The 26,506-nt window shown below is 69.1% G+C and carries 20 protein-coding genes and 3 pseudogenes; 9 read left to right on the forward strand and 14 right to left on the reverse strand.

All coding sequences use genetic code 11. From position 1 onward, the window contains the following. Positions 1-11 precede the first annotated feature (11 nt). Both GGQ96_RS19370 and GGQ96_RS19375 read right to left on the reverse strand, forming a co-directional pair. Positions 12-2,207 carry a hypothetical protein gene (locus GGQ96_RS19370; RefSeq protein ID WP_184116999.1) on the reverse strand — a complete coding sequence of 732 codons (2,196 nt, stop codon included), beginning with the start codon at positions 2,205-2,207 and terminating at the stop codon, positions 12-14. Positions 2,208-2,294: 87 nt separating this feature from the next. Next, positions 2,295-3,854 carry an MFS transporter gene (locus tag GGQ96_RS19375; RefSeq protein WP_184117000.1) on the reverse strand — a complete coding sequence of 520 codons (1,560 nt, stop codon included), beginning with the start codon at positions 3,852-3,854 and terminating at the stop codon, positions 2,295-2,297. A gap of 62 nt (positions 3,855-3,916) precedes the next feature. Between GGQ96_RS19375 and GGQ96_RS19380 the strand changes: the two genes are divergently transcribed. Continuing rightward, positions 3,917-4,969, forward strand: coding sequence for a zinc-dependent alcohol dehydrogenase (locus GGQ96_RS19380; protein ID WP_184117001.1), 1,053 nt, complete (start codon positions 3,917-3,919; stop codon positions 4,967-4,969). 105 nt (positions 4,970-5,074) lie between these two features. Here the strand turns inward: GGQ96_RS19380 and GGQ96_RS19385 are convergent, their stop codons facing one another. Then, positions 5,075-6,391, reverse strand: a complete 1,317-nt coding sequence (locus GGQ96_RS19385) for an MFS transporter (RefSeq protein ID WP_184117002.1) — start codon at positions 6,389-6,391, stop codon at positions 5,075-5,077. A 326-nt stretch (positions 6,392-6,717) separates the two neighbouring features. Between GGQ96_RS19385 and GGQ96_RS19390 the strand changes: the two genes are divergently transcribed. Continuing rightward, complete coding sequence (locus tag GGQ96_RS19390) at positions 6,718-8,667, forward strand: glycoside hydrolase family 3 protein (RefSeq protein WP_184117003.1); 1,950 nt, start codon at positions 6,718-6,720, stop codon at positions 8,665-8,667. Here the strand turns inward: GGQ96_RS19390 and GGQ96_RS19395 are convergent. The 6 genes from GGQ96_RS19395 to GGQ96_RS19420 all read right to left on the reverse strand — a co-directional run bounded on the left by GGQ96_RS19395 (position 8,652) and on the right by GGQ96_RS19420 (position 16,686). Then, positions 8,652-9,728, reverse strand: a complete 1,077-nt coding sequence (locus GGQ96_RS19395) for a PepSY-associated TM helix domain-containing protein (RefSeq protein WP_221240073.1) — start codon at positions 9,726-9,728, stop codon at positions 8,652-8,654. The two genes, GGQ96_RS19390 and GGQ96_RS19395, sit on opposite strands and share 16 nt — an antisense overlap. Before the next feature lie 41 nt (positions 9,729-9,769). Further along, the gene (locus tag GGQ96_RS19400) at positions 9,770-11,971 is read right to left on the reverse strand and encodes a TonB-dependent receptor (RefSeq protein ID WP_184117005.1); all 2,202 of its coding nucleotides are present in this window, start codon (positions 11,969-11,971) and stop codon (positions 9,770-9,772) included. An 81-nt stretch (positions 11,972-12,052) separates the two neighbouring features. Next, positions 12,053-12,517, reverse strand: a complete 465-nt coding sequence (locus GGQ96_RS19405; protein ID WP_184117006.1) for a hypothetical protein — start codon at positions 12,515-12,517, stop codon at positions 12,053-12,055. 524 nt (positions 12,518-13,041) lie between these two features. Next, positions 13,042-14,277: a replication initiator protein A gene (locus GGQ96_RS19410; RefSeq protein ID WP_184117007.1), complete on the reverse strand. Its 1,236-nt coding sequence runs from the start codon at positions 14,275-14,277 to the stop codon at positions 13,042-13,044. 118 nt (positions 14,278-14,395) lie between these two features. After that, a complete protein-coding gene (locus tag GGQ96_RS19415; protein WP_184117008.1) occupies positions 14,396-15,487 on the reverse strand; it encodes a ParB/RepB/Spo0J family partition protein in 1,092 nt (363 codons plus the stop codon). A gap of 50 nt (positions 15,488-15,537) precedes the next feature. Continuing rightward, positions 15,538-16,686, reverse strand: coding sequence for an AAA family ATPase (locus GGQ96_RS19420; protein ID WP_184117018.1), 1,149 nt, complete (start codon positions 16,684-16,686; stop codon positions 15,538-15,540). 350 nt (positions 16,687-17,036) lie between these two features. Here GGQ96_RS19420 and GGQ96_RS19425 point away from each other — a divergent pair, with 350 nt between their 5' ends. From GGQ96_RS19425 to GGQ96_RS19440, 4 genes are all read left to right on the forward strand, one after another. Beyond that, the gene (locus tag GGQ96_RS19425) at positions 17,037-17,492 is read left to right on the forward strand and encodes a hypothetical protein (RefSeq protein ID WP_184117009.1); all 456 of its coding nucleotides are present in this window, start codon (positions 17,037-17,039) and stop codon (positions 17,490-17,492) included. A gap of 48 nt (positions 17,493-17,540) precedes the next feature. Next, entirely contained in the window at positions 17,541-18,098 is a 558-nt protein-coding gene (locus GGQ96_RS19430) for a putative antibiotic biosynthesis monooxygenase (RefSeq protein ID WP_184117010.1), read from the forward strand. Between the two features lie 64 nt (positions 18,099-18,162). Then, the gene (locus tag GGQ96_RS19435) at positions 18,163-18,939 is read left to right on the forward strand and encodes an alpha/beta fold hydrolase (protein ID WP_184117011.1); all 777 of its coding nucleotides are present in this window, start codon (positions 18,163-18,165) and stop codon (positions 18,937-18,939) included. 14 nt (positions 18,940-18,953) lie between these two features. Continuing rightward, on the forward strand, positions 18,954-19,757 hold the full coding sequence (locus tag GGQ96_RS19440) for an SDR family NAD(P)-dependent oxidoreductase (RefSeq protein WP_184117012.1): 804 nt from the start codon (positions 18,954-18,956) through the stop codon (positions 19,755-19,757). Between the two features lie 235 nt (positions 19,758-19,992). Here the strand turns inward: GGQ96_RS19440 and GGQ96_RS19445 are convergent, their stop codons facing one another. Then, a complete protein-coding gene (locus GGQ96_RS19445) occupies positions 19,993-22,554 on the reverse strand; it encodes a glycosyl hydrolase 115 family protein (RefSeq protein WP_246360738.1) in 2,562 nt (853 codons plus the stop codon). Between the two features lie 287 nt (positions 22,555-22,841). Then, positions 22,842-23,054, reverse strand: a complete 213-nt coding sequence (locus GGQ96_RS19450) for a hypothetical protein (RefSeq protein WP_184117014.1) — start codon at positions 23,052-23,054, stop codon at positions 22,842-22,844. A gap of 300 nt (positions 23,055-23,354) precedes the next feature. On the opposite strand from GGQ96_RS19450, the gene GGQ96_RS19455 reads away from it, so the two are divergent. From GGQ96_RS19455 to GGQ96_RS19460, 3 genes and pseudogenes are all read left to right on the forward strand, one after another. Beyond that, entirely contained in the window at positions 23,355-24,632 is a 1,278-nt protein-coding gene (locus tag GGQ96_RS19455; RefSeq protein WP_184117015.1) for a TonB-dependent receptor, read from the forward strand. Positions 24,633-24,708: 76 nt separating this feature from the next. Next, positions 24,709-24,805: pseudogene (locus GGQ96_RS21880) on the forward strand (transposase); the annotation flags it as partial. A gap of 192 nt (positions 24,806-24,997) precedes the next feature. Beyond that, a pseudogene (locus GGQ96_RS19460) lies at positions 24,998-25,276 on the forward strand (transposase); the annotation flags it as partial. A gap of 81 nt (positions 25,277-25,357) precedes the next feature. Here GGQ96_RS19460 and GGQ96_RS19465 read toward each other — a convergent pair. The 3 genes and pseudogenes from GGQ96_RS19465 to GGQ96_RS19475 form a co-directional block, all read right to left on the reverse strand. Further along, positions 25,358-25,762 carry a type II toxin-antitoxin system VapC family toxin gene (locus GGQ96_RS19465; protein WP_343059142.1) on the reverse strand — a complete coding sequence of 135 codons (405 nt, stop codon included), beginning with the start codon at positions 25,760-25,762 and terminating at the stop codon, positions 25,358-25,360. Next, entirely contained in the window at positions 25,740-25,988 is a 249-nt protein-coding gene (locus GGQ96_RS19470) for an AbrB/MazE/SpoVT family DNA-binding domain-containing protein (RefSeq protein ID WP_184117017.1), read from the reverse strand. The genes GGQ96_RS19465 and GGQ96_RS19470 overlap by 23 nt, the downstream gene beginning before the upstream one ends. Positions 25,989-26,095: 107 nt before the next feature. Further along, positions 26,096-26,434 (reverse strand): annotated as a pseudogene (locus tag GGQ96_RS19475) (integrase core domain-containing protein); the annotation flags it as partial. Positions 26,435-26,506 lie beyond the last annotated feature (72 nt).

Below are 26,506 nucleotides of genomic sequence, written 5' to 3' on the forward strand. Positions count from 1 at the left end.
ATCAGGCGCCCTTAGGCGGGCACGCAATAATCGACGCGGTCGGAATGGATCGCGTCGGGCTCGATGGTCGCACCGCTGGCGGTGGTGACGTGGCTGGCGGTCAATGTGCGCCGCTTCACCCGGACGAGGCGCAGCCAGGCGGTGCGCGTCTCGCCTCCGTCGAGCAGGATCGACAGCGCATGGTCGCCGACCCGCTCGACCGCGCGGACCAGCAGGTCGCAATACAGCCGGAACGGCGCGCCCTCGACATGGTGGAAGGCGCGCGAAGCGAAGATGAAGGCCGCGCCCGCGCCGTACACCTCCTGCCCGACCTGGCCCGCCGGCTGCCCATCCGGATAAAGATCCTCGACCGGGAAGGAGAGCGTCCGGTCGATATGGCCATTGGCCTCGCGCTGGGTCTCGGCGAGCGCGTCGGCCGGCAAGGCGTCAGGATAATAATACCAGGCGCGCGATAGGGCATGGCGGCAATATTCGCCGATCAGCATCCGCGCCTCCGGCTCCAGCTCGGGGCCGCCGTCGTTCAGATACTGTTCGAACGCGACGAAGCTGTCGAAACACTCGTACAAGGCCATGTACGGCGCATCTTGGAGGCAGGTGACCGCCAGGAACGTCGCGTAATGCGCGGCATGGCCGATCTGGCTGTCCCACAACACCGCATTGTGCAGGAAGCTGGCGAGATAGACATAACTCTGCTCGCGATAGACGCCCTGATTGGTGATCCGCCACAGCCGCATGCAGGCGGCCGCGCCCCAGGCGGTCAGGTTCGCCTGATAGTTGATGGCGAAGCCCAGGCCGATCGCCGCGTCGATGGCCGCGCGCGCCTCGTCCAGATACTGCTTGTCGTCGGTCAGTTCGAACGCCTGAAGCATCACCCAGGCATAGATGCCGCCGACATCGGTCTGGCCGCGCCCGTCGACCGGCGCCGCTTCGGTGATGACCGAGAAGTCGGTGACGTCATATTCGATCGGCCAGCGATACGCGAAATGCCGCGCCGCCTTCACGCCATATCCGATCGCCTTCAGGAACAGCGCGCGCGCCGCACCGTCGCCGTCCAGCGCCAGCCGGCCGAGATTGAGCAGCGGGTGGTAGAGATACCAGCTGTCCACCGCATCGGCGTTCTTGTCCTTGCCGACATTGGGCAGGTAGCGGCGCAGGGTGCCGAGCGCCTCGTCGAAGAATTTGGGTAGTCCCGCCTTCAGCTCCGCTTCCAGCGGATGCGGCTCGCCACGCCAGCGGCCCCATTGGTGGAGCGCGGCGACGACCGACATCTGCACCATGATGTCCGGATATTCGGCGCCGGTGTAGGGATGGACGTAGCGGTGGCCGTAATGGCGGATCGTCGCCGTCGGGGCCTCGTCCAGGTCGCGGGCGGCGCGCTCGGCCCGGTCCAGCCAGTCGCGATAGGCGACCGGGGGCGGGTCGAGCAGGTCATAGGCGCTGCCCAGCATCTGCACGAATCGGCGCGCGGATTCGCGCTCGTGCGGCGGGGCTTGGTGGCGGAACACTAGGATGGTGTCGGACAGCGTCACCGGCTCGCCCGCCGCCAATGTAACTGCGGCCGGGTCGGCGTTCGGCTCGGGGACCGGCAGCGCATAGCCGAGCTCCGGCCAGGCACCCCCGACCACGTCGCGTGGAACCGTGCCGGTCGCGCGGAAATAGGCGTTCGAGGCGGTCAGGTTCTGGATGTAGAGAACGTTGCCGAAGCCGGGTTCGTCGATGCGGAAATAGAGGAGCGCGGTGTTGAGCCCGCGCTGCGACGCCTCGACCACCCCTTGCGCGCCGAACGGATCGTCCCGGACCCCCAGCGGATAGAGATCGCGCGGCGCGAAGGGCAGGATGGTCGGCCTGGCGGGAGTGAAGCGGGTGACGATGCGCAATCGCTCGACCGCGTGGCGGTCGACGACGAAGGACAGGACATGCTCGCCCATCGCGCTGGTTAGGCGCAGGCGGGCGGCTTCGCCCGCCTGCGCCGGCAGCGCCGAACAGTCGAAGGCGACGGGCAGATAGGCGGCCCGGATCGCCAGTCCGCCACCCGCCGCCCGCCGCACGATCGCGAAGACGGACTCGGCGCTCCGATGCAGCGCGACGGCCAGGTCGCCGATCGCGAACTGCGCCAGCATTTCGGGATCGCCGCGCAGCATCTCGCCCAGTTCGAGAAGGTGCGGGCTGATCGCGGGCGGCATCTGGGCGGTCGCCGTTCGGGGCATCCGACAACTCCGACAAGGGACGATGATAGGCCGTAATCCGCCGAAAAAGCCCCGAGTTCCGGGCATTTCCGACCACCGTAAACTGCGTCAGTGGGTTTTCGCCGCATGCGCCTGCTGCGCCCGTTTCAGCCGGATGCGGACCCGCGCGTCGCGCAGCAGCGCGCCCGGCAAATCGGTCGCGGCGCGCAGGCCCGCGACCGAGGAGATGTTGCGGATGCTGCGCCGCGTCTCGTTCAGCACCTGCCCCACCATCGCCCGCCGCTCGATCTCGCCTTCCTCGCGGACCAGCGACAAGCGGTGGATGGCATAGAGACCGATCAGCCCGGCGAGCAGGAAATAGAAATCCCAGGCGGCCAGCGTGATCGGCAGGGTGAAGACGCCGTTGGGGCTGCGCCAGCGCGCCAGCAGCTCGAACTGGCGCGCGGCGAAGAACTGCGCCAGCAGCCCGCCCAGGATCGGCGCGATCCCGGCGGCCACGGCGGTGGTCATCGCATTGGTCGCGACATAGGCGGTGGCCGACCCCTTGGGCGACAGTTTCAGGGCGATGTTGGTGCTGGCCAGCGTCACCCCGGCGATGGTCGCGCCCATCACCAGGTGCAGCGCGACCAGCCACAGCTTCACCACCGTCCGGTCGCCGAACTGCGACGCGCCGATCATCGCGACGATCGCCAGGATATAGGCGGGCGCACACACCGCCAGCACGGACGTGTTGGCGAACCGGTCGCTCAACCGGCCCCAGAGCCGCAGCGCCAGCAGATTGGCGACCTGGCTCGCCACGCTCAGCAACAGGACGAAACTGACCGCGAAGTGGAGCTGGCGGACGATGAAGACGGTGAAGAATGGCGTCGCCAGGTTGATCGCGAACTGCCAGCTCGCCACGAAGACCAGCAGCCGGCGGAAATTCGGATCGCCCAGCGGCTGGCGCAGCAGGGCGCGCAGCGCGACCGGCCCCTCGGCCGGCGGCATGACCGGCTCCGGCATCATCGCGACAATTTGTGCGCTGATCAGGCCGGTGACGCAGCCGGCCGCGAACATCGCCGCGAAGACCAGGTCGCGCGCCGTCGATCCCGCCGGGGTCCGGTCCAGCGCCAGCGCGGCGGCCAGCCCCAGCACCAGGCTGATCGCGGTCAGCCAGATGGTGCGGCGCGCGAACACGTCGCCCAGTCGCTCCTCCGGGGCCAGGTCGCGCATCCACGCATTCCAGGCGCATCCGCCTACCGCGCCCAGCCCGCACAGCAGCATCTGCGCCGCCAGGAACAGGAGGAGCGCGGTCGTCTCGCTGGAAAAGGCCAGCACCGCCATCAGCGCCAGCATCGTGCGCCCGACCAGGCTGGTCACGACCGCGATCCGCTTGCGCCGGCGCCATCGCTCAACCAGCTGGATGGCGGGCAGTTGCAGCAGCTGCGCCAGGAAGGGCATGGCGGCGAGCGTGCCGACCATCAGGTTCGACGCGCCCAGGTGCAGCGCGAAGGCGGTCAGGATCACGCCGCTGGTCAGCGCGGCCGCCCCGCCCGAGAAGATCGCCTCGATCACCAGCAGCCGCAAGCCGCGCTCCCGGTTGGCAAGGCTCAGGTCTGGCTGCGGCTCCAACGACATCGCGCCCGGCAACGCCCCAAACACCGTCCCAGCCGCCGAACCCTGATCCATCTCATTGAATCTTGGCGATTCAACCGGCCATATCAGCGGCCCTTCGATGCAGGAGTCCCGCCATGAAGGCCGCCCGCAAGACCGCCGATGGACGTTTCGAGATCGCCGAGGTCGACGACCCGGTCCTGCCCGCCGACGACTGGGTCAAGGCGCGGGTGCGGATGGCGGGGATCTGCGGCACCGACCTGCGCCATTGGGAGAAGGCGGAGGCGGAGCTCCACTGCTGCATCATGGGCCATGAACTGGCGGGCGAGGTGGTGGAGGTGGGCGCGGCCGTCACCCGGGTCGCGCTCGGCGACCGGGTGCTGATCGAGTCCGTGCTCGGCTGCGGCCACTGCGCCTGGTGCCGGGTGGAGCAATATAATCGCTGCCCGGATCTCTATCCCACCCGCCGCGCCAGCGTCTCGCGCGCCTATGCCGAATATGTGATCGGGCCGCAGCACAAGTTCCACCCGCTCCCCGACCGGGTCGGCTTCGACGACGCGGCGCTGCTCGACACCTATGCCGTCGCGCTCCACGCCCAGCATCTGTCCGGCCTGACGATCGGGTCGCGCGTGGCGATCATCGGGGCGGGGCCAATCGGGCTGGGCCAGCTGATGCTCGCCAAGGCGAGCGGGGCGGTGGTGACGATCATCGACCCGCTGCCCCACGCCCTGGCGCTGGCCGAACGGCTGGGCGCGGACCGGATCGTCCAGGCCGGCGAGGCGGAGCCCGAGGCGGCGGTCCGCGCGATGACCGAGGATCGCGGCGCCGACATCGTCTTCGAATGCGCGGGCGGCGAGTCGATGCCGGAGACGCTGCCGCTCGCCACGCGGCTGGTGCGGCGCGGGGGCGTGGTGGTGATCGTCGGCGGCTTCGACGCGGGCACGATCGCCATTCCGCTGGAGTGGCAGCGCATCCAGATGTCCGAAATCCGGCTGATCCCCAGCGCCAGCTTCGCCTTCCACGACATCCATGCCGAGCAGCTGGAAGTGCTCGACCTGGTGGCGCGCGGCGTGCTGGAGACGCAGGCGCTGATCACCCATCGCTTCCCGCTCGACCGGATCAACGAGGCGTTCGCAGTGGCGCAGGACCGTCGCCGGACCGGCGCGATCTTCGTCGGACTGACCGTGTAGCATCCGCCGCAGCGGTCGGGCCCGAGACCGCAGGCGCCGGGCAGGGGGCACCGCGTCGGGCCACGGCCTGCCCGACGCGGTGCCCCCTGCCCGGCCCGTTTCGGCTCAGTCCTCCGCGATCAAGCTGTCGCGGCGGGTGTCGCGCATCCGCAGGTAGACGATCAGCGAGATGCCGATCATCGCGGTGACGTACCAGTAGAAGCCCTGCTCCCACCCGGCGGCCTTGAACTTCAGCGCGACGAATTCCGCCGTGCCGCCGAACAGGGTGTTGGCCAGCGCATAGGGCAGCGCGACGCCCAGCGCGCGGATATGGGCGGGGAACATCTCCGCCTTCACCACCGCATTGATCGAGGTGTAGCCGGTCACGATGATGAGCGCGGCCATCACCAGCAGCCCGGCGGTGAGCATGTCGCGCGTCTGCTCGAGCGCGGAGAAGATCGGATAGGTGAACAGCATGCCCGACACGCCGAAGGCGATCATCAGCGGCTTGCGCCCGATCCGATCGCTCAGCGCGCCGGCCACCGGCTGGAGCAGCATGAACACGAACAGCGTGACTGCGTTGATCTGCGTCGCCGCTTCCTTGGAGAAACCCGAGGTGTTGACCAGGAACTTCTGCATGTAGATCGAATAAGCATAGAAGGCGAGCGTGCCGCCGGCGGTCAGCAGCATGACCAGCGCGGTCTCCTTCGGATGGTGGCGCAGCAGCGGCAGGAAGCCCGACTTGGGCGCGTCGCTGGCCTTGGCGTTCTTGAAGCTCTCCGTCTCCGCCAGGCCGCGACGCAGGCGGAAGACGACCACGGCCAGCACCGCGCCGACCGCGAAGGGGATGCGCCAGCCCCATTCCTCCAGCGCGGGCTTGCCCATCACGTTCTGGAGCAGGAGCAGGAGCAGAATCGCGAGCAGCTGGCCGGAGATCAGCGTGACATATTGGAAGCTGGAGAAGAAGCCGCGCCGGTCCTTGCCCGCCATCTCCGACAGATAGGTCGCGCTGGCGCCATATTCGCCGCCCACCGACAGGCCCTGCATCAGCCGCGCGATGACCAGCAGCGCCGGCGCGACGACCCCGATCGTGGCATAGCCGGGGGTCAGCGCGATGATGAGCGAGCCGGCGCACATCAGCGTCACCGACAGCGTCAGCCCCGCCTTGCGGCCGTGCCGGTCGGAATAGACGCCCATCACCCAGGCGCCGATCGGCCGCATGACGAAGCCCACCGCGAACACCGCCGCAGCGCTCAGCAGCTGCGCGGTCTGGTCGTCGCTGGGGAAGAAGTGCGGCGCGAAATAGAGGGTGAAGGCCGCATAGACATACCAGTCGAACCATTCGACCAGGTTGCCGGTCGAGCCGCCGATGATCGATTTCAGCCGCATGTTGGTGGTGGGCGGGGCGGACCCGACCGCCTGGGTCACGGGCGTCGTCGCCATGTCATCTCTCCCGTTATCGTTCATTGTCACTGTCGCACACGGACCCGGTGGGTCCGAAAAGGTGAAGCAGGATCAGGATGCGCGCGCGTGAAGCCGGGGTAAATCAGCCATTTGAAAAATATAATTCTCTTCATTCTCAGGTGGTTAGTTTGGTGCAGCGACCTCGGGCGCGTCTGCCCTGTGCGATAATCCGCACGTTACCGCCCGGCGGATTGCCGCATCCGGCAGAGCGGGCGGATCGGACGGGGACAAATGGCGGTCGCCATCGCCCGCCCGCATCGTCTATCGCCGGAGGCGTGCAACCGTCCGCCAACAAGGGATTTACGATGCGCCTGCCTCTCCGCCTCGCGTCCGCCGTCCTGCTCCTGGCGGCCGCGCCCGCACCGGTCGCCCGCGTCGCGCAAGTCCCGCTGGGCAGCCGCGTTGCGCCGCTGCTGCGCGTCGACGGCCTGCGCTTTCGCGATCTCGACCGCGACGGGCGGCTCGGCGTCTATGAGGATTGGCGTCGGCCCCCGGCCGCGCGCGCGGCCGACCTGCTGCGCCGGATGACGCTGGCGGAGAAGCTGGGGCAGATGCTGCATGGCTCGGCCCCACAGGCGGGGCGCGATCGCTACGATCTGGATGCGGTCCGCGACCTCGTGCTGCGCCGGGGGATCACTGCGATGATCACCCGGCTGGAGGCGACGCCCGCCGCCTTCGCCACCGCGAACAATGCGGTGCAGGCGATCGCCGAACAGGGCCGGCTCGGCATCCCGGTGCTGTTCAGCTCCGATCCGCGCAACCAGCTCGCCGGCAGCATGGGGGCGAGCATCGCGGCGGGCGGCTTCACGCCCTTTCCCGATCCGCTGGGGATGGCCGCGATCGACGATGCCGCCCTCACCCGCCAGTATGCCGACATCATCCGCCGCGAATATCGCGCGGTGGGCCTGCGCATGGCGCTGTCTCCCCAGGCCGATCTCGCCACCGAGCCGCGCTGGCCGCGAATCGACGGGACGTTCGGCGAGGACCCGGCAGTCGCCGCGCGCATGGTCGGCGCCTTCGTCCGCGGCCTCCAGGCGGGAAGCGGCGGGGCCGGGGCCGACGGGGTCGCGGCGGTGGTGAAGCACTGGGTCGGCTACGGCGCGGCCGGCGACCGGGGTTTCGACAGCCACAACCGCTATGGCCGCTTCTCCGCCGTCACCGACGCGACGCTGCCGCTCCACGTCCGGCCGTTCCTGCCCGCCTTCGCGGCGCGGGTCGCGGGCGTCATGCCGATGTATTCGGTGCCGCGCGCGCTGCACGACGGGCGGGGCCGCGCCCTGCCCCCGGTCGCGGCGGGCTATAGCCGCTACCTCCTGACCGACCTGCTGCGCATCCGCTATCGCTTTGGCGGCGTGGTCCTGTCCGACTGGAAGATCACCGACGATTGCAACGCCGCCTGCCGCGACGGCAGCCCGGCGGGCCAGGCGCCGGACTGGGCCAATGCCGCCACCCCCTGGGGGGTCGAGGCGCTGACCCCGGCGCAGCGGTTCGCGGCCGGGGTGCGGGCCGGCATCGACCAGTTCGGCGGCACCCAGGATCTCGCCAGCCTGACCCAGGCGGTGCGCGAGGGCGGGATCACGGTCGCGCAGGTCGACCGCGCGGTGCTGCGCATCCTGACCCAGAGCTTCGCGCTCGGCCTGTTCGAAAATCCCTATGCCGATCCCAACACGGCCGCGCGGATCGTTGGCCAGCCCGCCTTCCTCGCGGCGGGTCGGGCGGCGCAGGCGCGCTCGATCGTGCTGCTGCGCGACGACGCCCGGCTGTTGCCGCTGCGTAGGGTTCGGGTCTATGCGCCCGACCTGTCACCCGCCGCGGTGGCGGAGGCCGGCCTGGTGACCGCGACCGATCCCGCGCGCGCCGACGTCGCGATCCTGCGCATGGCCGCGCCGCACGAGCGGCTCCACCCCCACTACCCCGCCGGCGCGGTCCAGCATGAGGGGGCGCTCGACTATCCCGACGACGATCCCGCGCTCGCCCGGCTGCGCCGCGTCGCCGGGCTGGTGCCGACCATCGTCGTCGTCCGGCTCGACCGGCCGGCGATCCTGACCCGGTTGCGGCCCCATGCCCGCATGCTCGCGGCCGATTTCGGGGCGGGCGATGCGGGCCTGCTCGACGCGCTGACCGGGCGGACGGCGATGACCGGCCGGCTGCCGTTCGAACTGCCCGCGACCATGGCAGCGGTCGCGGCGCAGGACCCCGCCCGCCCGGCCGACAGCGCCCGCCCGCTCTACCCGCTGGGCTACCGGGCGCGATAGGATCGCCTGCGTCGCAGCCAGTGGAGCAGCCCGGTCGCGAACAGCACGGCCGGGGCCAGGCCGACCAGCACCGCCAGGATGCGCGTCGCCAGGCCGCCGACCGTGCCGTCGTGCAGGGGCCGCACCCAGGCATCGACCCACGCCCGCCGCCCCGCCCGGCGCAGGTCGCGCACCGCCAGCACCCGGCCGAACCGGTGGTCGACCCAGACATAGCTGCCGGCGAACCGCGTCTGCGGGTCCCCCGGCACCTGCATCCGCACGCGGATCGGCGCATCGGGCGCATTGGGCACGTCGACGAACACCAGCCGCCCGTCGGGCAGCGCCCGGTGCGCCACCTCCAGCGCGCGGGCAACGCCGATCACCGGTCCGACCGCCGGCGTCGGCGTCGGCGTCGGAAGCGGCGCGGGGGCCAACAGCGTCTGCGTCACCACCGGCAGCGCCAGCAGCACCCCCGTCGCCACCAGCACCGGCAGCACCGCCAGGCTGACGAGCCCGGTCAGCTTGTGCCAGTCGCGCAGGCGGCGCAGAGCCGCGGCGTCCCGCTTGAAGGCCAGCGCCTTGCGCCAGGTCCCCCGGGGCCACCAGGCGACCAGCCCGCTCGCCAGCAGCACCAGCATCGCCACGCCCGACCAGCCGACGATCTGGTGCCCGGTTTCGCCCGCCAGCAACTGCATGTGCAGCTGGTAGATCCAGCTCATCGCATAGCCGCCCCAGGGTTGAGCGCGCAGGATGCGCCGGCCGTCGGGCGAGAACCACAGCATCATGCGGTCGCCATGGTGACCGGGCATGGCATAATAGCGCGCCGGGATCGTCCCGCCCTCGCCGGTCGCCTCGAGGGTCCATTGGCCGACCGGATCGTGCCGCGTCGCCCGACCCGTCGCCAGCGCCTGGTCCCAGGCAGAAGAATCCCAGCCGGGGGCCTCGCCCCCCTGCCCCGTGCGCAACGACGGGTGCAGGCCCGCGTCGATGCCGGTATAGAAGACCAGCGCCGACCCGGTCAGGCCGATCAATGCGAAGAGCAGCCCCAGGCCGAGGCCCAGGCCCAGGTGGAGCCGACGCATCCAGCGCCGCATCGCTCCCGGCCCCCTTACCCCGGCGCCCCTCACCACCGCCCCGCCAGCGCGATCTCGAATGAACGCGGCGCGCCGAAATAGACGTTGGTGGTCGGATAGCCGCTATATTCGCCGTAGAAGGCGTCGGTCAGGTTGCGCCCGCGCAGGGTCAACGTCGCATGGTCGCTGACCGGCACCGACAGGCTGGCATCGACCAGCCGGTGGCCGGCGACGCGGATGCTGTTCGCGGTGTCGGTGTAGAAGCCCCCCGCCCCGCGCAGGTAGCCGCCCAGGGTGACGCGCCCGATCGTATAGAGCGCCGTGACGTTGACGGTCGATGCCGGCACGTTGATCGGGCGGTTGCTGCGGCGGTCGACCCGCACGCCGCCCACCAGCTCGGACAACCGGTCGTAGCGCGCGTCGGTATAGGACAGACCTGCCGACAGGCGCAGCGGCACGACCGGCTGGACGCTGGCGGTCAATTCGGCCCCGCGTGACGACTGGCGACCGCCCTGCACGGTCAGCGACGCGTTGTTGGGATCGCGGGTCAGAATGTCGCGCTGCCCGATCCGGTAGAGCGCGGCGGTGACGCCCGCCCGTCCGCCCCAGCCGCTCGCCTTGACCCCCGCCTCCCAGGCCTGGCCACTGGTCAGGCGGAAGCGGCTGTTGGCGATCGACGCGAGCAGGATCGACGAGACCGGCGACACGGCGGTGGTATATTGCGCGTAGAGAGTGACGCCGGGCCGCGCTTCCCAGGTCGTGCCCAGCCGCCAGGAGACGGGATCGAAGCGCGGCGCGTTGCGCTCGGCCGCGCCGGTCGCGTTCTGGGTCGTGGCGCGGGTCAGCGCGATATCGTCGAGGCGGACGCCGCCCAGCACCAGCCAGTGGGGGGTCAGGTTCAGCGCGTCCTCGGCGAACAGCGACAGCTGGTGCAACCGGGAGTCGAAGGTCACGTCGCTGGTCGTGAACACCCCCGGCCCGGTCGGCGCCGGAACGATGGCGGGACGGCGCAGGTCGACGATGGGCAGCGCCGTCAGCGGCGCCTGGCGCCGCGGGCTGACGAAATGGGTCGCATTGCCCTCCACCCCCAGGCTGAAACGGTTGCGCCGGCCCAGCAGTCGGCCGTCCTGCGCGACCAGCCCGCGCGCGTTCCAGAAGCGATGGTCGTGGCGGAAATCCTGGTAGCTTTGCCGGATGCCGCCTTGGGGAAAGGCCGGGCTCGGCGGCACGAAGACCTGCGTGTCCGCCAGCAGAAAGGCGCGGCGGGCGGCATAGCCGGTCAGGTCGACCGCGACGCGCCACCCGCCGCCCAGCGCTCCGTCCAGCCGCGCGCGCACCGTCGTCTCGTCCGCGTCCGACCGCGCGCCCCGGGGATTGTAGTTCACCCGGCGCAGCGAACGGTCGGCGACCAACCCGGTCGTGGATCGCACCGCGTCGCTCGGCTCCAGCGCGTAGCGGCCGGGGATCAGCAACAGCCCCTGATAGGTCGCGGCGTAGCGATCCTCGAAATGCTCGACGCCCAGCAGCAGCGACCATCGCCCCGCCGGTCGCCACAGCGCGCTGGCGGTCAGGCCGGCGGCATGGCTGGCGTTGCGCTCGACATCGTAGAGGCTGTCAGAGCGCTGGTAGCTGGCATCGGCGCGGACCGCCAGGTCGGGCGTCACGGCCAGGTTGACGCCGCCCGCCGCATAGACCGTCCCGAAGCTGCCGGCGGAGGTGAGCAGGTCGAGCCGGCGCTCGCCGATCACCGGCTTGCGCGTCACCAGATTGACGACGCCGCCCAGCGCGCCCTCGCCGTACAGGACCGAGGCGGGGCCCTTCAGCACTTCGATCCGGTCATAATGCCAGGTGTTGGTGTCGCGCTGGACCACGGTCGACGTCGATACGCGGACGCCGTCGCGCAGGATCGACACGGCGTTGCCGGCGAAGCCGCGCAGCGACAGCACCGCCGGATTGCCCGGCACGTTGCCGGCGATCGCGCCGACCACGCCGTCGAACGCCTCCCGCGCGGTGCGCAGCCCACGCTGCTGCAGGTCGCCTTGAGTCAGCTGCTCGAGGCTGGCGGGTGTCTCGGCGACGCTCAGGCCCAGCCGGCTGCCGGTGCCGGCGTCTTGCGCCAGGGGATCGCGCTGGCCGGTGACGACGATCGCGGCCCCGGCGGGTGCGGAGGGCGCGACGCTTTGCGCGCTGGCCGGGACGGCCAGGGTCAGGCACGACGCAGCTGCGCCGGCCTTCAGGAAATGACGGATCATGGAGGACGCTTTCGGTCCGCCCGGCGGTCGTCCGGGCGGCGGGATCACGTGCGCTCCAGTCGCCCGGCGCGCGAACGGCGATCAGGCGCGCGCCGGTGGTCCGCGCAACGGGGGCCATGCGTGGCGGAAGCCGGTCGGGATGGCGATGCGCGCTGCGCCGAGGCCCCGCCGCAGGATGAAGGCGATCAACCCGGCCAGGAGCAGCGGGTCGAGCGCCGCCAGCATCGCGGCGGACAGGCCGGCAAAGGCGCAGGGCATGTCGGCGCGTTCGTGCCCGGCGGGTGGATGGTCCCGGTCCGCCGTGGGGTCCGCCGAAACGGCTGCTGCGTGATGCATCATCGGCATGGCTGCATCTGGGTCTGCGCCCGGGCCTGCGAATGGCATCGCAGATGGCGCGGTGACACCCGGACAGGCGATCACCGCGACATGAGCCTGCGTGACGTCGATCATATAGCCGGTCGGCACCACCAGGCGCAGGATCAGGGTCGCCGCGTACAGCCATAGCGCGAGATGGCGTTGCGCGAGAAGATGGCGGACGGCCTGCACGGATTCGGACTTAGCGGCGGGTCATCACCCTGTCACCGCTTCTCCGCCTCCGATATCGTTTGCGACAATCCAGATCAGGTGGACGGTGACCGCAGGCCCTCTTCCTTCTCTGTCCTTCCAACCATTCAAGCCCTCCCCGGGTTAGAGGGTTAAATAGAGGGTTAAAAGGTTAAGCGCGCCGAACCGCCTCCCGAATCGTTAGAAAACCGAGCTTTTCAGGTCGACCGGCGTTCCCGGAATATCGTCGGATCGTTCCCGATATATCGATACCGGCGTTCCCGATAGTCCGTGGCACCGTTCCCGATATATCGATGACGCCGGTCGGTGCGCCGTCGGAGCGTTCCCGAAGTGTCGAAGGTCCGGAACAGCCGGTCGCACGATGCACGGGTTTGAATCAGTTCGACGCTCACGCTCGCTGGGAAGCTTCAATCGACGGAAAACAGGAAGATCTGCTCGCCGTCCGATTCCGGACAGCCGATACATCGGGAACGACAGCGTCGCGGTGAAGCGCGCGGCCGTGCGGATCAACCGCGCAGCAGGTGCCGGTTGCGCGCGTGATAGCGCCGCACATAGCCGATGAACGCATTCTGGTAGCTGACCGGCGTCCGTGCCGGATCGGCCTCCACCCAGGCGCGGAACTCGGCATGGAGGGTCTGGTAATCCCAGCCCGGGCATTCGGCGCGCAGCGTCGCCAGCGTGGCATCGGTGATGTCGCCGGCCTGGGCGCGGGTCGACAGGCTGGTCACGCTACGCCGGACGAGCGCGCCGACATCCATCACCGGGTCGGGCACAGCCGGCGAGCCGGCCGGGGCCGGCGGGGCCAGCGAGGCTGGCGAGGCCGACGAGGCCGACGAGGCCGACGAGGCCGACGAGGCCGGCGCGGGGGCGGCCGCCGCCCCGGCCGTCCGGCGCCGCATCCGCAGCAAGGGTTCCCGCTGCCCCTCCACCGTCTCCAGCGCCAGCCGATAGCCCGGCAACTCGTCGCGCTCGACGATGCGGGCGATCTCGAACTTGAAGCGGCGATACTGCCCCTCCGCCCCGGATTTCTCGAACAGCGTCGGGAGCGCGATCGCGAACCCCGCCTCGCCCGCGCCGCCCGCATGTTTGCGCGCGACCTTGTACAACCAGCGCTCGCGCCCGCCGGTGATGTCGAAATAGGCGCGGTCGATCGACAGCACCCCGCCGGACATCATCACGCCTTCCCAGAACCAGGCGGAGAGCTGGATGGTCATGCCGCGCGATCGCTCGGTCTTTTCGTCGACCATCTGGGTCCAGCCGTCGAGCCAGCTGAACGTCGCCTCGCGCCGTCCCCGCCCACCCGCCGGCAGCCCGGCATCGGCGCGGATGTTGGTCTTGACCGTGGTTGCGACCAGCCGGTCGAGCGCCTGGCCGAGCAGTTCATAGGCCCGACCGGTGGGCTGCCGGCCGATCGCGCGCAGCAGGTCATAGGGCATCAGGTGCAGCGTCCGCGGTACGTCGTTGATCCCGCGTCGCGCCATGTCGGCGAGCATCGACGCGCAATAGATCAGGATGTCGGCATCCCAGATCGTCGCCATGCCGTAATCGGAGCTGGCGGAGACATGGACCCATAATTTACCGTCGGGCGAGCGATAGTCGATCGGCTTGACCCGCTTCGACTTGGCCAGGCTGAAGAACGGCCTCTCCATCATCTCGCGCTGATCGCGCAAGGGCAGGTCGGACAGATAGGGCAGAAACAGGTCGATCTGCTCCGTCCCACCCTTGGTGATCGGCTTTGTCATGCCCGGCGTGGATCCATGTCCCGTCCCCGGCGGGTGTTTCCCGCGGGAAACACAGCGCGTCGCACCTCGGGGTTCCGCCGGATGGCCCCGTCCGGCCCGATGTTTCCCGGGGGAAACATCAGCGCTTCAATCCCTGACCCTGCGCCTCCAGCGCCTCCAGCGCCTGGCGTACGACACGGAGCGTCTCGTCCAAGTCCGCCCCCGAGCCGGCATGAAGGCGCAGCGTCACGCCCTGGCGGTTGGCGGATCGCACCGACACTAGCGGGCGGCCATGATGGTCGAATTGGCGCAACGGTTCGCGGTAGTCGAGCCCCGCCACCCGCCGGGGCGCGTCCTGGAACCGGCGCATCACCTCGCTCGCCGGGATCGGCGGCTGACCGTCGTCGCGCCGCGCGCGCTGCTCCCGCGCGAGCCGCTCTGCGGTCGCCAGGATGGCGGGTTGCGCGTCCGGATGGTCGAGCAGTTGCGCCAGCGCATAGGCTGGCTTCAGCGCCAGCTCGGCGGGCGAGGCGAAGGACCCGACGACCTCGTGCGGCAGCGTCGCGATCTTGAGCATCTTCGACAGCCAGCCTTTGGACAGCTTCAGCCGCTCGGCCATCCGCGTTTGGTGGTTGCCGTAATGGCTGGCCAGCGCCAACCGGTAGTTCCACGCCCGCTCCAAGTCGGACACGTCGGCACGCGCGCGGTTCTCCAGGTCGGCGAGCCGGAACGCGGCCTCGTCGTCGAGCTGCGCGACCTGGGCCAGGAACTGCATGTCGGGATAGTGGTTGGCGCGCAGCCAAGTGATCGACCAATGCCGCCGGGTGCCCGCGATCACCTCATACTCATGGTCCGGATCGCCCTCGACCCGGCGGACGACCGCCGGCACCTTCTGCCCGCCCTCCGCCAGGATCGAGTCGATCAGCTCGCGACAGCTCGCCTCCGACAGGTGGCGATAGCTGCGGGCATTGCCCGGCCACACCCGCACGCGGGCGGGGTCGAGCAGCACTTGCGTGACCTGCCGCACTTCGCCGCTGGCGAGGCGGGCGAGCGCGGACTCGCGGCCGAGCAGGGTCGTGCCCCGCACCCGATCCGGCGCCCGGTCCGACGGTCGCGCCTGCGCCTCCGCCGTCCCAGCCGGTGGATCGCGCCGGTCCGGCCCGCCCTCCCCCGGACCCGCCTCGTCCGCCGCCAGCAGGGCGGCCAGGTAATCGGATTGCTTACGCGCCATGATTCGCCTCCTCGCCGGAACATACCGCGAACGAAGAGATGTAGGAAAGCCTAGGCCGCGGCATCGACCAGCGCCTCCTCGCTCAGCGGCTCCACCCGGCCCCAGCCCTGACGGACGAGCTGCTCGACCTGGCGCATTGCCTCGTCCAGATTGGCGCGGCAGCGTTTGTGGGTCTTGGGCGTGCCGATCGGCTTGTCGAGTTCGTAGACGGTCATCATCCGCATCGCGGCATGGCTGATCTCCGCCGATTCCAGGATCGGCACCGACAGCAGCGCGGGGCCAAAGCTCTGCTCCATGATCGCGCGGACCATCGCGTGGCTGGGATCGTTGCCATCGAACTTGGAGCAGATCAGCCGCACGAACTGGTAATCGACCGCGATACCCGCGCCGGTCAGTTGGTGAAGCACCTGGTCCATCATCGACAGGAACTGGACCGTCGAGCAGAAATCGGGCGTCGTCGCCGCCAGCGGCACCAGCAAGGCGTTCGCCGCCTGCATCACCGCCAGGCTGATCGTGCCGAGCGCGGGCGGCGGATCGAGCAGCACCACGTCGTAATCGCGCGCCAGGTCGGACAGGCCGCGCTTCAGCTTGCGGAACCGCGCCGCCAGCACCGAGCCGCCATCGCTGCCGGCCGCGGCCAGCTCATATTCGACGTCGAACAGTTCCAGATTGGACGGGATCAGGTCGACATTGGGCCAGGGGGTCGCCTTCACCGCATAGGCCAGGTCGGCCTGGGTGGGGTCGATTGAAAGATAGGGATAAAGCGTTTCGCCCCGCGTGATATTAAAATGCGGGTTGAAGCCGAACAGCGTTGTCGTCGTCGCCTGGCTGTCGCAATCGACCACCAGCACCCGGTAGCCCTGCACCGCGAAATAATGCGCCAGATGCGTAGTGACGGTTGACTTGCCGACGCCGCCCTTGAAATTCTGCACCGCGATGATCGCGGGAATATCGAGCGGTGCCCGGGCAGGCGAGGCGCCCAGCACTTCGCGCATGCGCAGCATCTGCTCGACCGTATAGCCGACGCGCCGACCATTCTCGGCCGCCGGGGCAGGGGGCAGGCGGCCATCGTCCTCGGCCATGCGGATGCGGTTGGTCGAGCAGCCGAGCAGTTGCGCGGCCTCGGCGATGCCGAACCGGACGTTGAGCCCTTTGCGGCTTTCGGGCAGGAATGCCTTGCGACGCAAGCGCTCGATCATCCGCTCGCCAGCGTCCGCCAGATCGCCGATCTGGGTCAGCACTGCATGATCTTCCGCCAAGGACGGGCTCCTTTGAAGCTTTTCCCGGTCGGGATTGGCGGATGGCATTCAATTTGGCAAGTCCGGCGCGAGGCGTTTGCCGGAAGCGGCGATGTTTCCCGCGGGAAACATCGAACGCCGGGTGATGAGGCGAGCGGCCGGTCCCTAAACAGCGCGCGCGGGACTGCACGGCACCGCCTGACCCGCCGCGCCTTAGCGGGAACCCGATGCGTTCCGAGCAGATGTTTCCCGGGGGAAACATCGTTGCGATTTCACTTTTGTTCCGGACCGCGGTGATTCATGACGGCTCCATGCCGATCCGCCCGGAAAATCGCTGGCTCTATCCGATCGACTGGCGACAGGTGTCGGACGCGATCCGGTTTGACCGGGCGGGGGCGCGGTGCGAGCGGTGCGGGCGGCCGCACCGGCGTCATGTGGCGCATCTGGGCGATGGGCGCTGGTGGGATGCGGCGTCTGGCCGTTGGCGATCGGGCAGGGGCCGGGCGATCCGGCTGCGCGGCGGCTTTGCGCTGGCGCGGGTACGGACGACCTATGTCGTGCTCGCTTGCGCGCATCTCGACCATGACCCCGGCAACAACGCACCGTCCAATTTAATGGCGCTGTGCCAGCGTTGCCATATGCTGCACGACGCGGCGGAGCATCGCTGGCAGCGCTGGTGGAACCTGTTCCGCCATCGCGCAATCCGCGACCTGTACGAGGACCCGCCTGTCACCCGCGCGCGGATGCTGCTGCGGCGGGGCGGGTAGGGGGCGGACGCGGCGGAACCAACCGCCCGCCCGAATGTCCCGCACCCCATGACACCTTCATCCCCCCGCCCCGCCACGCTCGTCATCAGTCGGGTGATGCGACCGGGGCGGGAGGGGGATTATGACGGCTGGGCGGCCGGCGTCATCGGGTCCGCCTGCTCTCAGCCAGGTTTCCAGGCCGCCCTGCGTCTCGATCAGGCCGGCGGGATGCACCATCTGCTAGTGCAGTTCGCGGGTCGCATCGCGCTCGACAACTGGACAGGGCAGGGGGGTCAGGCGGACCGCCAACGCGCGGCGGACGATTTCTCCACCGGCCGGCAACAGGTAGTCGAGGGTGCGGCGTCGCATGTCGTATTGCCCAGCGAGGCGGCCGCGCGCAAGTGGAAGACGGCGCTGGTCACCTGGGCGGGAGTGGTGCCCACACTGCTGCTGGTCAGCGGCGTCGTCGGCTGGCTGCTGCCCGACGCGCCTCGGCCGGTGCAGCAGATCCTGTCTTCGGTGCTGCTGACGGGCGCGCTGACCTGGGTCATCCTGCCGCGCGTGCGGCGCTGGTCGCGCTTCTGGATGCTGCGCGACTCCCGGGGGCGGTTACGCACGGAAAGTTGATCGCCATCAACATTTTGTGACTCCGGTCCGGAACGGACGGAGCGGTGCCGCGTCCTGATGCGGCATGACTCATCCCACCCTGATCTTTCTCCATGCGCTAGGCGGCAGCGCCCAGGCGTGGCGGCCGGTGGGCGAGCGGCTGGGCGATCGGGCCAGCGTCGCTGTCGACCTGCCCGGCTTCGGCGACGCGGCTTCAGCCGCGGCCGCAGCCGGCAATGGCGAGGTCGGAGCGATGGCCGACTGGGTCGTCGCTGATCTCGGCGCGCGCGGGGTGACCGATGCCTTGCTGGTCGGGCATAGCATGGGCGGTAAGATCGCGACGCTGCTCGCCGCGCGCGCGCAGGCCGGCGCGATGCCGTTCGCGGTGCATGGTGTGGTGCTGGTCGCGGCCTCCCCGCCCGCGCCCGAGCCGATGGACGAGGCGCGCCGCGCCCGGATGATCGACTGGTTTGCGGACGGCCTGCCGACGCACGCGCAGGCGGCCGAATTCATCGATGCCAACACCGCTGCGCCGCTGATCGGGGCCTGGCGCGACCAAGCAATCGCGGACGTGCTGCGGACCAATCCCGCCGCGTGGCGGGGCTGGCTGGAGCGGGGCAGTCGCGAGGACTGGCGCGACCCCGTCGGCCGGATCGATGCCCCGGCCCTGATCCTGGCGGGGGCCGAGGACGGCGACCTGGGTGTGGATGCGCAGCGCCGCTGGAACCTGCCCCACTATCCCGCCGGCACGCTTCACGTCGTGGCGGAGGCGGCGCACCTCATACCCTATGAACAACCCGATGCGCTGGCGGCGCTGATCCGCGACTATGCGGCGCGCTGTTCCGCCATCTCCCACCGATAAGACAAGGAGCATCCATGGACCTGGGCATCACCAAGCGTATCGCGCTGATCAGCGGCGCCGACTCCGGCATGGGCAAGGACACCGCTCGCTTCCTGCTGGAGGCCGGCGCGCGCGTCGCGATCACCGACAAGGCGGGCGGCACGCTGGATGACAGCCTCGCCGAGCTTCAGCCGCTGGGCGAGATCATCGCGGTCACCGGCGACGTGACCAAGCCGGACGATGTCCGCGCCATTTGGGTCGATGTACGCGAGCGGCTGGGCGACCCGGACATCTATGTCAACGCGGCCGGCGTGACCGGAGCGACCGGCGATTTCCTGGACGTGGACGATGACGGCTGGCAGGAGACGCTGGACATCAACCTGATGGGCGCGGTGCGGATGTGTCGCGAGGCGATCCCGGCGATGCGCGATCGGAAATGGGGCCGGATCGTGCTGTTCGCCTCCGAGGACGCCGTCCAGCCCTATGTCGATGAGCTGCCCTATTGCGCGTCGAAGGCCGGCATCCTCAGCCTGGCCAAGGGCCTGTCCAAGGCCTATGGCGGCGACAATGTGCTGGTGAACACCGTGTCGCCCGCCTTCGTCGCGACCCCGATGACCGATGCGATGATGCACAAGCGGGCCGAGGAACGGGGTGAGAGTTTCGACGCGGCGATCGAAAGCTTCCTGAAGGAGGAGCGGCCGGGCATGGTGCTGGGCCGGCGCGGCCGGTCGGACGAGGTCGCGGCGGCCGTCGCCTTCCTCTGTTCGGAACGCGCCAGCTTCATCACCGGTGCCGGGCTGCGTGTGGACGCCGGATCGGTGTTCACCATGGCGGTGTAAGGCCGGGGCGGGCTGCAATCGCCTAAATCTTCGCGCCGGCAGCTGATCGACGCAACCGTTCGGCAGATCGCGGCGGCCGCGACGCGTTGATGGGCCGGCTCGACGCCGATCGACGCCACGAGATGGGATCGCTAAGGGTCGGTAGGAGGTCGTCAGGACCTGCGCGAACATGCCCGTGGCCGATCCTAGCCGGGCTGCACCGCCAGGCCGTGCCGTGTCGCCGGCGAAGGCGGGGTCACCGGCGCGGATCGGGAGGCGCGGCGGTATAGAGCCGCAGTGCCTGCACCGGCATATTATCGTCGATGCGCCACAGGCTGACGCGGTGCGCTCCCGCCGTGAGCGGCCCCAGCCTGGCCTCGAGTGAGAAGCCATTGTCCTTGACCGCGCGCGTCCAGTCCGAGCCGTCGACCACCAGATTCATCGTCAGCGTCCGGACCGGACCGCCATCGACAGACACGCCGATCCGGCCGCCCGCCTCGCCCCGCACGTCGAGCGTCGGGATCATGGTCAGCCGGAGCGTCGCATCCCCGGCCTGGGCAAGCGTCATCGCATAATCGGCGCGGATGCCGTCGGCGGGGGTCGTTGCCGGGCGGCCCTGGGGCAAGGCGACCAGCGCTCCGCGGCTACGGCCGAGATTCGGGATCACCCGCCAGGCCAGTCCCTTGGCGGCGACGCTGCGCCCGAGGTCCGCCGCGTCCACCGTGCCGTCCTCGCCGGGCGCTGGGCCGGGCCGGGGCGCGGCGGTCGCGAAGCGAAGCGGGGCGACCGCGCCGCCCATCGCCGCGATACGCGTCACCTGGGGCATGGCATCGACCTTGGGATCGTTCCACGATGTGTAGCCGAAATGGGTCTGGAGCATCATGCCGTCCCATTTGCCGCCGGCCAGCCGGTGATAGGCCTGGGTCAGCGCCTTGTCCTGCCGGAACGCCGCCTCCGCCCGGTCGGCGAAGAGGTTAGCGCGCGCGTCGCCCAGCGCGGCGAGTTTGCGGTTCCAGGCGACGGCATAATAGAGGTCGTGAAGGTTCGCCATGGCGGCGACCGGATGGCCGATCAACTGGGCGAACGCGTCCTGCTGGTCTGGCGCGAGCCGTTGCCGCACCGCCGCGGTCCGGTCGGCGAGCGAGTGCCATTCGCTGACGACCCAGCCGAACGCCCCGCCATCCAGGACCGGACCGGCCGCCCCCAGCGCGAAGCTGTCGGCATCGACCAGCTCCGGCTTGCGACACGCGGCGAGGCGGGCATAGTCGGTGGCGAGCGCACCGATCGCCTCGGCCTGCGCCGGGCCGAACAGGCGGGCGGCCCATTGTCGGGGATAGGCGGCCAGCGCGGCCGGCGTCATGCCGTCTGGGTTCCAAGCCATGCGCAGGAAGAAGTCGATCGGATATTCCATCGGCTTCAGGCCGCCGACATTGGCGATCCAGATGGTGCGCGCCCCGCTCTGCCAGGCCAGGTCCATCTGCTGCCAAGTCTTCTCGACCTGAGTGTTGGCGAGCCATTTGTAGCTGCGCGGTCCGCCGACATAGTCGAAGTGATAATAGACGCCGAAACCCCCGGCGCGTGCCCGGTCGCGGGTCGGCAGGCGGCGGATCTGGCCCCAATTATCGTCGGAAAAGAGCAGGGTGACATCGTCCGGCACTTTCAGCCCAGCATCGTAATAGTCCTGCACCTCCTTGTAGAGCGCCCAGAGCTGCGGCGTCTGCTTCGCCGGCCGGTGGGTGACGTCGGCGATGATCCGGCGCTGGTCGGCGACGATGCGCTCCAAAAGGCCGGTGGCGGTGTCCCGGCTCATAGGCTCGTCGCCGTCACCGCGCATCCCGACGGTGACGAGCTGCTCATAGCCGCGGCCGCTCTTCGACATCATCCGCTCGATCCCGCCCCGCCAGAAGGCGCGCAGATTGGCGGCGTTGGTCGTATAGTCCCACGCCCCGCCGGTCACGCCGCCATCGGTGTCGCGGTGCCATTCGGCCTGGGCGCGTGTCATGGGTTCGTGATGCGACGTGCCGAGCACCAGCCCCCTGGCGTCCGCCAGCGCCATGCTGGCCGGATCGTCGGCCGCGATCGACTTGCCCCACATCGCCGGCCACAGATAATTGCCCTTCAGCCGCAGGATCAGGTCGAAGACATGGCCATAGGCCTTGGAGTTGACGCCCCCGAAATGCATGCGCGCCCAGGTGCCGAAGGCCGGCTCCTCGTCGTTGATGAACAGGCCGCGATAGCGCACGCCCGGCGCATCGACCCGCGTGCCGGCGGTGATGTAGAGGTTCGTCCGGCGCCGCACCGGCACGTCCGCCCACCAGGCCCAGGGCGAGACGCCGATCGTCTCCGACAGGTCATAGGCCCCGAACACCGCACCGCGCCGGTCCGCGCCCAGGATCACCAGCGCGCGCAAAATGCCGGGAAAGGGGCGGTCGACGACGACCTGGCGATACGCCTCCCACCGCCCGGCGACGGAGGCGGTGGACACGCGCCCGGCCTTGACCAGCCGGTCGATCAGCGGGCTGCGGCCGAGTTCGCCGACCAGCACCAGATTGCCCGACGCGGGCAGGGTGGTGCGCACGCCGGCGTCGGGCGCGCCGGCCACGCGCGCCAGGTCGCCGGCCAGGCCCCGGGCGGCGTTCAGCACCGCCGGGTCGGCCGCGCCGTCCACCACCACCACCGCCGGCCGGCTCCCGGCGATCAGCCGCAGCGCGGCGGGGCGCGGCGTCGCGCAGGCGGCGACCGGCGCGGCGCAATCCTGCGCCAGGGCCGGGCTGGCCAGTCCGAGCCACGCTGCACCGAGCCAATAGCGCCTTTTCATCATCCAGCTCCCCATGCCTTGATTTTCCGGTTCTCGTCGACCGCCCCGTCTGGGACGCGGAAATGCGTGATTGCGCAATCCCCTAATTGTCGCGTCGGCTGTGCTCCTGCGCTGGCAAGAGCGTGAAGCGGAATTCCGCAACGGTCCCTGTCAGCGGTGGCGCGATCGTCGACCGGAGTTCGGAGGATGATCGCCGCTAGCGGGACTGAAGCCCGCGAGGCGCGGGCGCAGCAGGACGCCATATAATGGTACGCCGCTTGGCCGCCGGCCGGCCGGCCGGGCCGCGCTCAGTCGCCGCCCAGCCGGATCGGGCGGGGCTTGGCGAGGCCCGGCTCGACCCGGTGGCCGACCGCCTCCATGCATTCGCGGAAGACGGCGATGGCGTCGTCTTTGCGCGCGACGGCCTCTGGATCGCGCGAAGCGATATGCTCGAACAGCGCGAAGGCGATGGCGGCCTGACCGCCAGCGGCGGCCTGTACGGGCATATCGGGGTCGAGCATGGCGGGCCTTTCGCGGGATCGTTCACCCGGATTGGCGGCAGAGCGACGCGCGTGCAAGCCGCGCCGTGCCGATCGTCTGGATCGCCCTAGCGCGATGCCCTCCGCCGCGCAACGGCACGCTTCAAAATATTGAGTCTATTGAAGATTAGTTCAGCAAGGTAAAGCCGGTCATTTAGAAGCGTCGTCGACCGATAGAAAAGATGACGACTTTTTCAGATTAAATGACGGCCCGATGTCATCTCCGCGAAACGATCCGCCGCCAAGGGGCCGGCCGACACTTATCGGGGGACATCTTCTATCATGACTTCGACCACCGCGCTTCGTGCGGGCCGGCTCCTTGCGTCCTGCGCCCTGCTGATCGCCACGGCGACGCCCGCCTGGGCCGACCCGGTCGCCACGCCCGCGGCGACGCCATCGACGACCGACGACCAGAAGGCGCAAGGCGACGGCACGCTGGGCAAGATCATCGTCACCGCGCAGAAGCGGCCCGAGAATCTCCAGAAGACGCCGATCGCCATTTCGGTCCTGTCGGCCGAGGATCTGCGCAACCGCCACGTCCAGTCGCTGGTCGACCTGCAGGACGGCGCGATCCCCAGCCTGCGCGTCGCGCCCTTCTATTCGCGCAACTCGGCGCTGATCATGAACATCCGCGGCATCGGCGTGCTCACCGACAGCAACCAGCCGGCGCGCGACCAGGGCGTCGGCATCTATGTCGACGGGGTCTATCTGGGCCGTGCGCAGGGGCTGGGGACCGCGCTCTACGACATCGACAATATCGAGGTGCTGAAGGGGCCGCAGGGCACCTTGTTCGGCCGCAATACCGAGGGTGGCGCGGTCAACATCGTGACCAAGCGGCCGACCGGCCGGTTCGATCTGTCGGCGACCATGGGCATCGGCGCGTTCGGCAGCCACGAGGCCAAGGCGCATCTCAACCTGCCCGAATGGCACGATGTCAGCATCAAGCTGGACGGCATCGTCACGCGGCGCGGCGGGCTGGTCGTCAATCCTCTGCCCGGACAGGCTGATTTCAACGGCTTCGACCGGCGCGGCGGCCATGTCGAGGCCTTGTGGAAGCCGCAAGACGGGGTCAGCGCTGATTATGCCTTCGACAGCGCCTATGACGCGTCGACGCCGCTCTATCTCCAAACGGTCGCGGCCGGCACCGCGGCGCGCGCGCCCGACCTGCCGCTGCTGCCGGATCGGGTGCGGGTCGCCAGCGTCGGCGTGCCGCAGCAGGAGAGCATTGGTCGCCGCCATGGTCACCGGCTGACGCTCGGCGTTGATCTGGCGCCGGGGCTTCAGCTCAAGTCGATCACCGCCTATCGCGCGCTCGACCAGATCCAGTTCAGCCAGGAGATCCAGCTGATCGGCGACGCGCCGCGCATCCAATATATCGCGGGCGCGATGGCATGTCGCGAACATACCACCGACAATGCGCAGGCGTTCAACTCGATGACGTGGAATGCCGACGGCACCGCCGCGACGGTCGCTCGCTACGACATCGCCACCATCCCCTATGACCGGGCCAGCCGGATCACGACGCGCAGCATCGGCGCGTTCGGCCAGGCGATGACCTGAGCCCTCCGAATCGGTCCATTTTTTGTAAAAAAAATCCCGGTTAGATTTGGCAGGTGCTGGACGAGGGAATCCGCCGATGAAAAAGTCGAGGCTTAGCGAGCAGCAGATAGCGTTCATCCTCAAGCAGGCCGAGGATAACAACCGTCGAGGAGGTTTGCCGGAAGGCCGGCATAATAATCCAGACCCCGGCCTACGCCGGGGCAGGCTCTACTATCGATAGCGTAGCGAATACGGAGGGTTGATGCCGTCGGTGATGAAGCGCCTGAAGGTGCCGGAGGAGGAGAATGTCCGGCTGAAACGGCTGGTGGCGAACCTCAGCTTAGACAAGGAGATGCTGCAGGACGTCATCCGCCGAAAATGTAGGGCCTGGGCGCATACGCTACCTGCTCGGCGACAAAGGCTACGACGCCGACAGGCTGCGGCGCTCGCTGCGCGACGGAGGCGCTGTTCCGATCATCCCGGGCCGGCGCAACCGCAAGCGCACTATCCGCTACGACAAGGACCGCTATCGCGGCCGCCACCTCATCGAAAACGCCTTTTGCCGCCTCAAGGACTTCCGCCGCGTCGCTACCCGCTACGACAAGCTGGCCGCCAACTTCCTCTCAGGCGTCGCGCTCGCAACAGCTACCGCGTTCTGGCTCTGAATGAGTCTCACCCCTAAGAGCGGTCTGTCCGCTTTCGTCGGCGTAATTGGAGGTTCGAATAGGCATTTCTTGAGGCCCATCTCACCGACCTATTTGTATTTCGACATCCAACTGAAGTGCGTCCCAGGCGCGATCCATCGTGAGAGCAACACCGCCACCACTGATAGCTAAAGCAAGACAGATTCGATCACCGAGCGATAGTCCAGCTGCACGCGTTTCGCTGCGGAGTAGGCCGGCGATAGTGGCCTGGTTACGGTCGGCCGGCACCACCTCAACGTCAAGCTGTGCGATGATATCGAGGATCTGCTCGCGGGGTGTGTCGCGGTCGACCAGCTTGGCCATGACTTCGGCATAGTTGACAGCGCTCATCAACCCGCCGCCCATCTGTTCCGCAACGCGATCCGCGCTTGGCTCGTCAAAGAACGCAGCGAGGATAGCTGAGGCGTCAAGAATGATTGGCCTATCAGTCACGTCCAGCTTCCGCACGGCGATCGGCGATTAGTTCGTCCGCGACCAACCCGTCAGCTGGGGCATAAGGACGTAGCATAGCTTGTATCCGTTTAAGCACGTCTCGCCGCGGCCGAACGTGTAGTTCCCCGTCGACTACTCGCATCATGACTTCGTCGCCATCGGCAAGGCCAAGCTCCCGGCGAATGTCGGATGGCAGCTGTAGCCGCCCACCGCTAACGAGGCGTCCGTTATGCACGTTCATGGTACTACACTCCTGCTATCGGGCAGTCTGCTTGGCGCTTCTATCCTTACAAGCGGATGATGGGGCGGGGCCGTGAGCAGCCCCCACCGGGTGGTCCGGCTTGTTAGTTAGTGCATTGTCGTCTCCGCCGCCATTGCCGGGCGTAGGTGGAGCGAAGCGGAACCGGAGGCCGGTAATGGCGGTGTCACCGCTTCCGGGGCGGGCGGGCGGTAGCCCAGGCTGCTGTGCGGCCGGACGGTGTTGTAGTGACGGCGCCATGCCTCGATCAGCACCCTGGCCTCCGCGAGGCTGTAGAAGATCTCGCCATTGAGCAGTTCGTCGCGAAGCGACCCGTTGAAGCTTTCGTTATAGCCGTTCTCCCATGGCGAGCCCGGGGCGATGTAGAGCGTCTTCACGCCGATCTGGCCGAGCCAGGTCTGGACGGCGGTGGCGATGAACTCGCTGCCGTAGCACATTGGGAAGCGCTGGAACGGGAGCCGCTATGGCCCTGATGAAGACAAGGCCGCGAAGCGGCCGCA

The organism is Sphingomonas abaci (assembly GCF_014199625.1).
In the GTDB taxonomy this organism is placed as follows: domain Bacteria; phylum Pseudomonadota; class Alphaproteobacteria; order Sphingomonadales; family Sphingomonadaceae; genus Sphingomonas; species Sphingomonas abaci.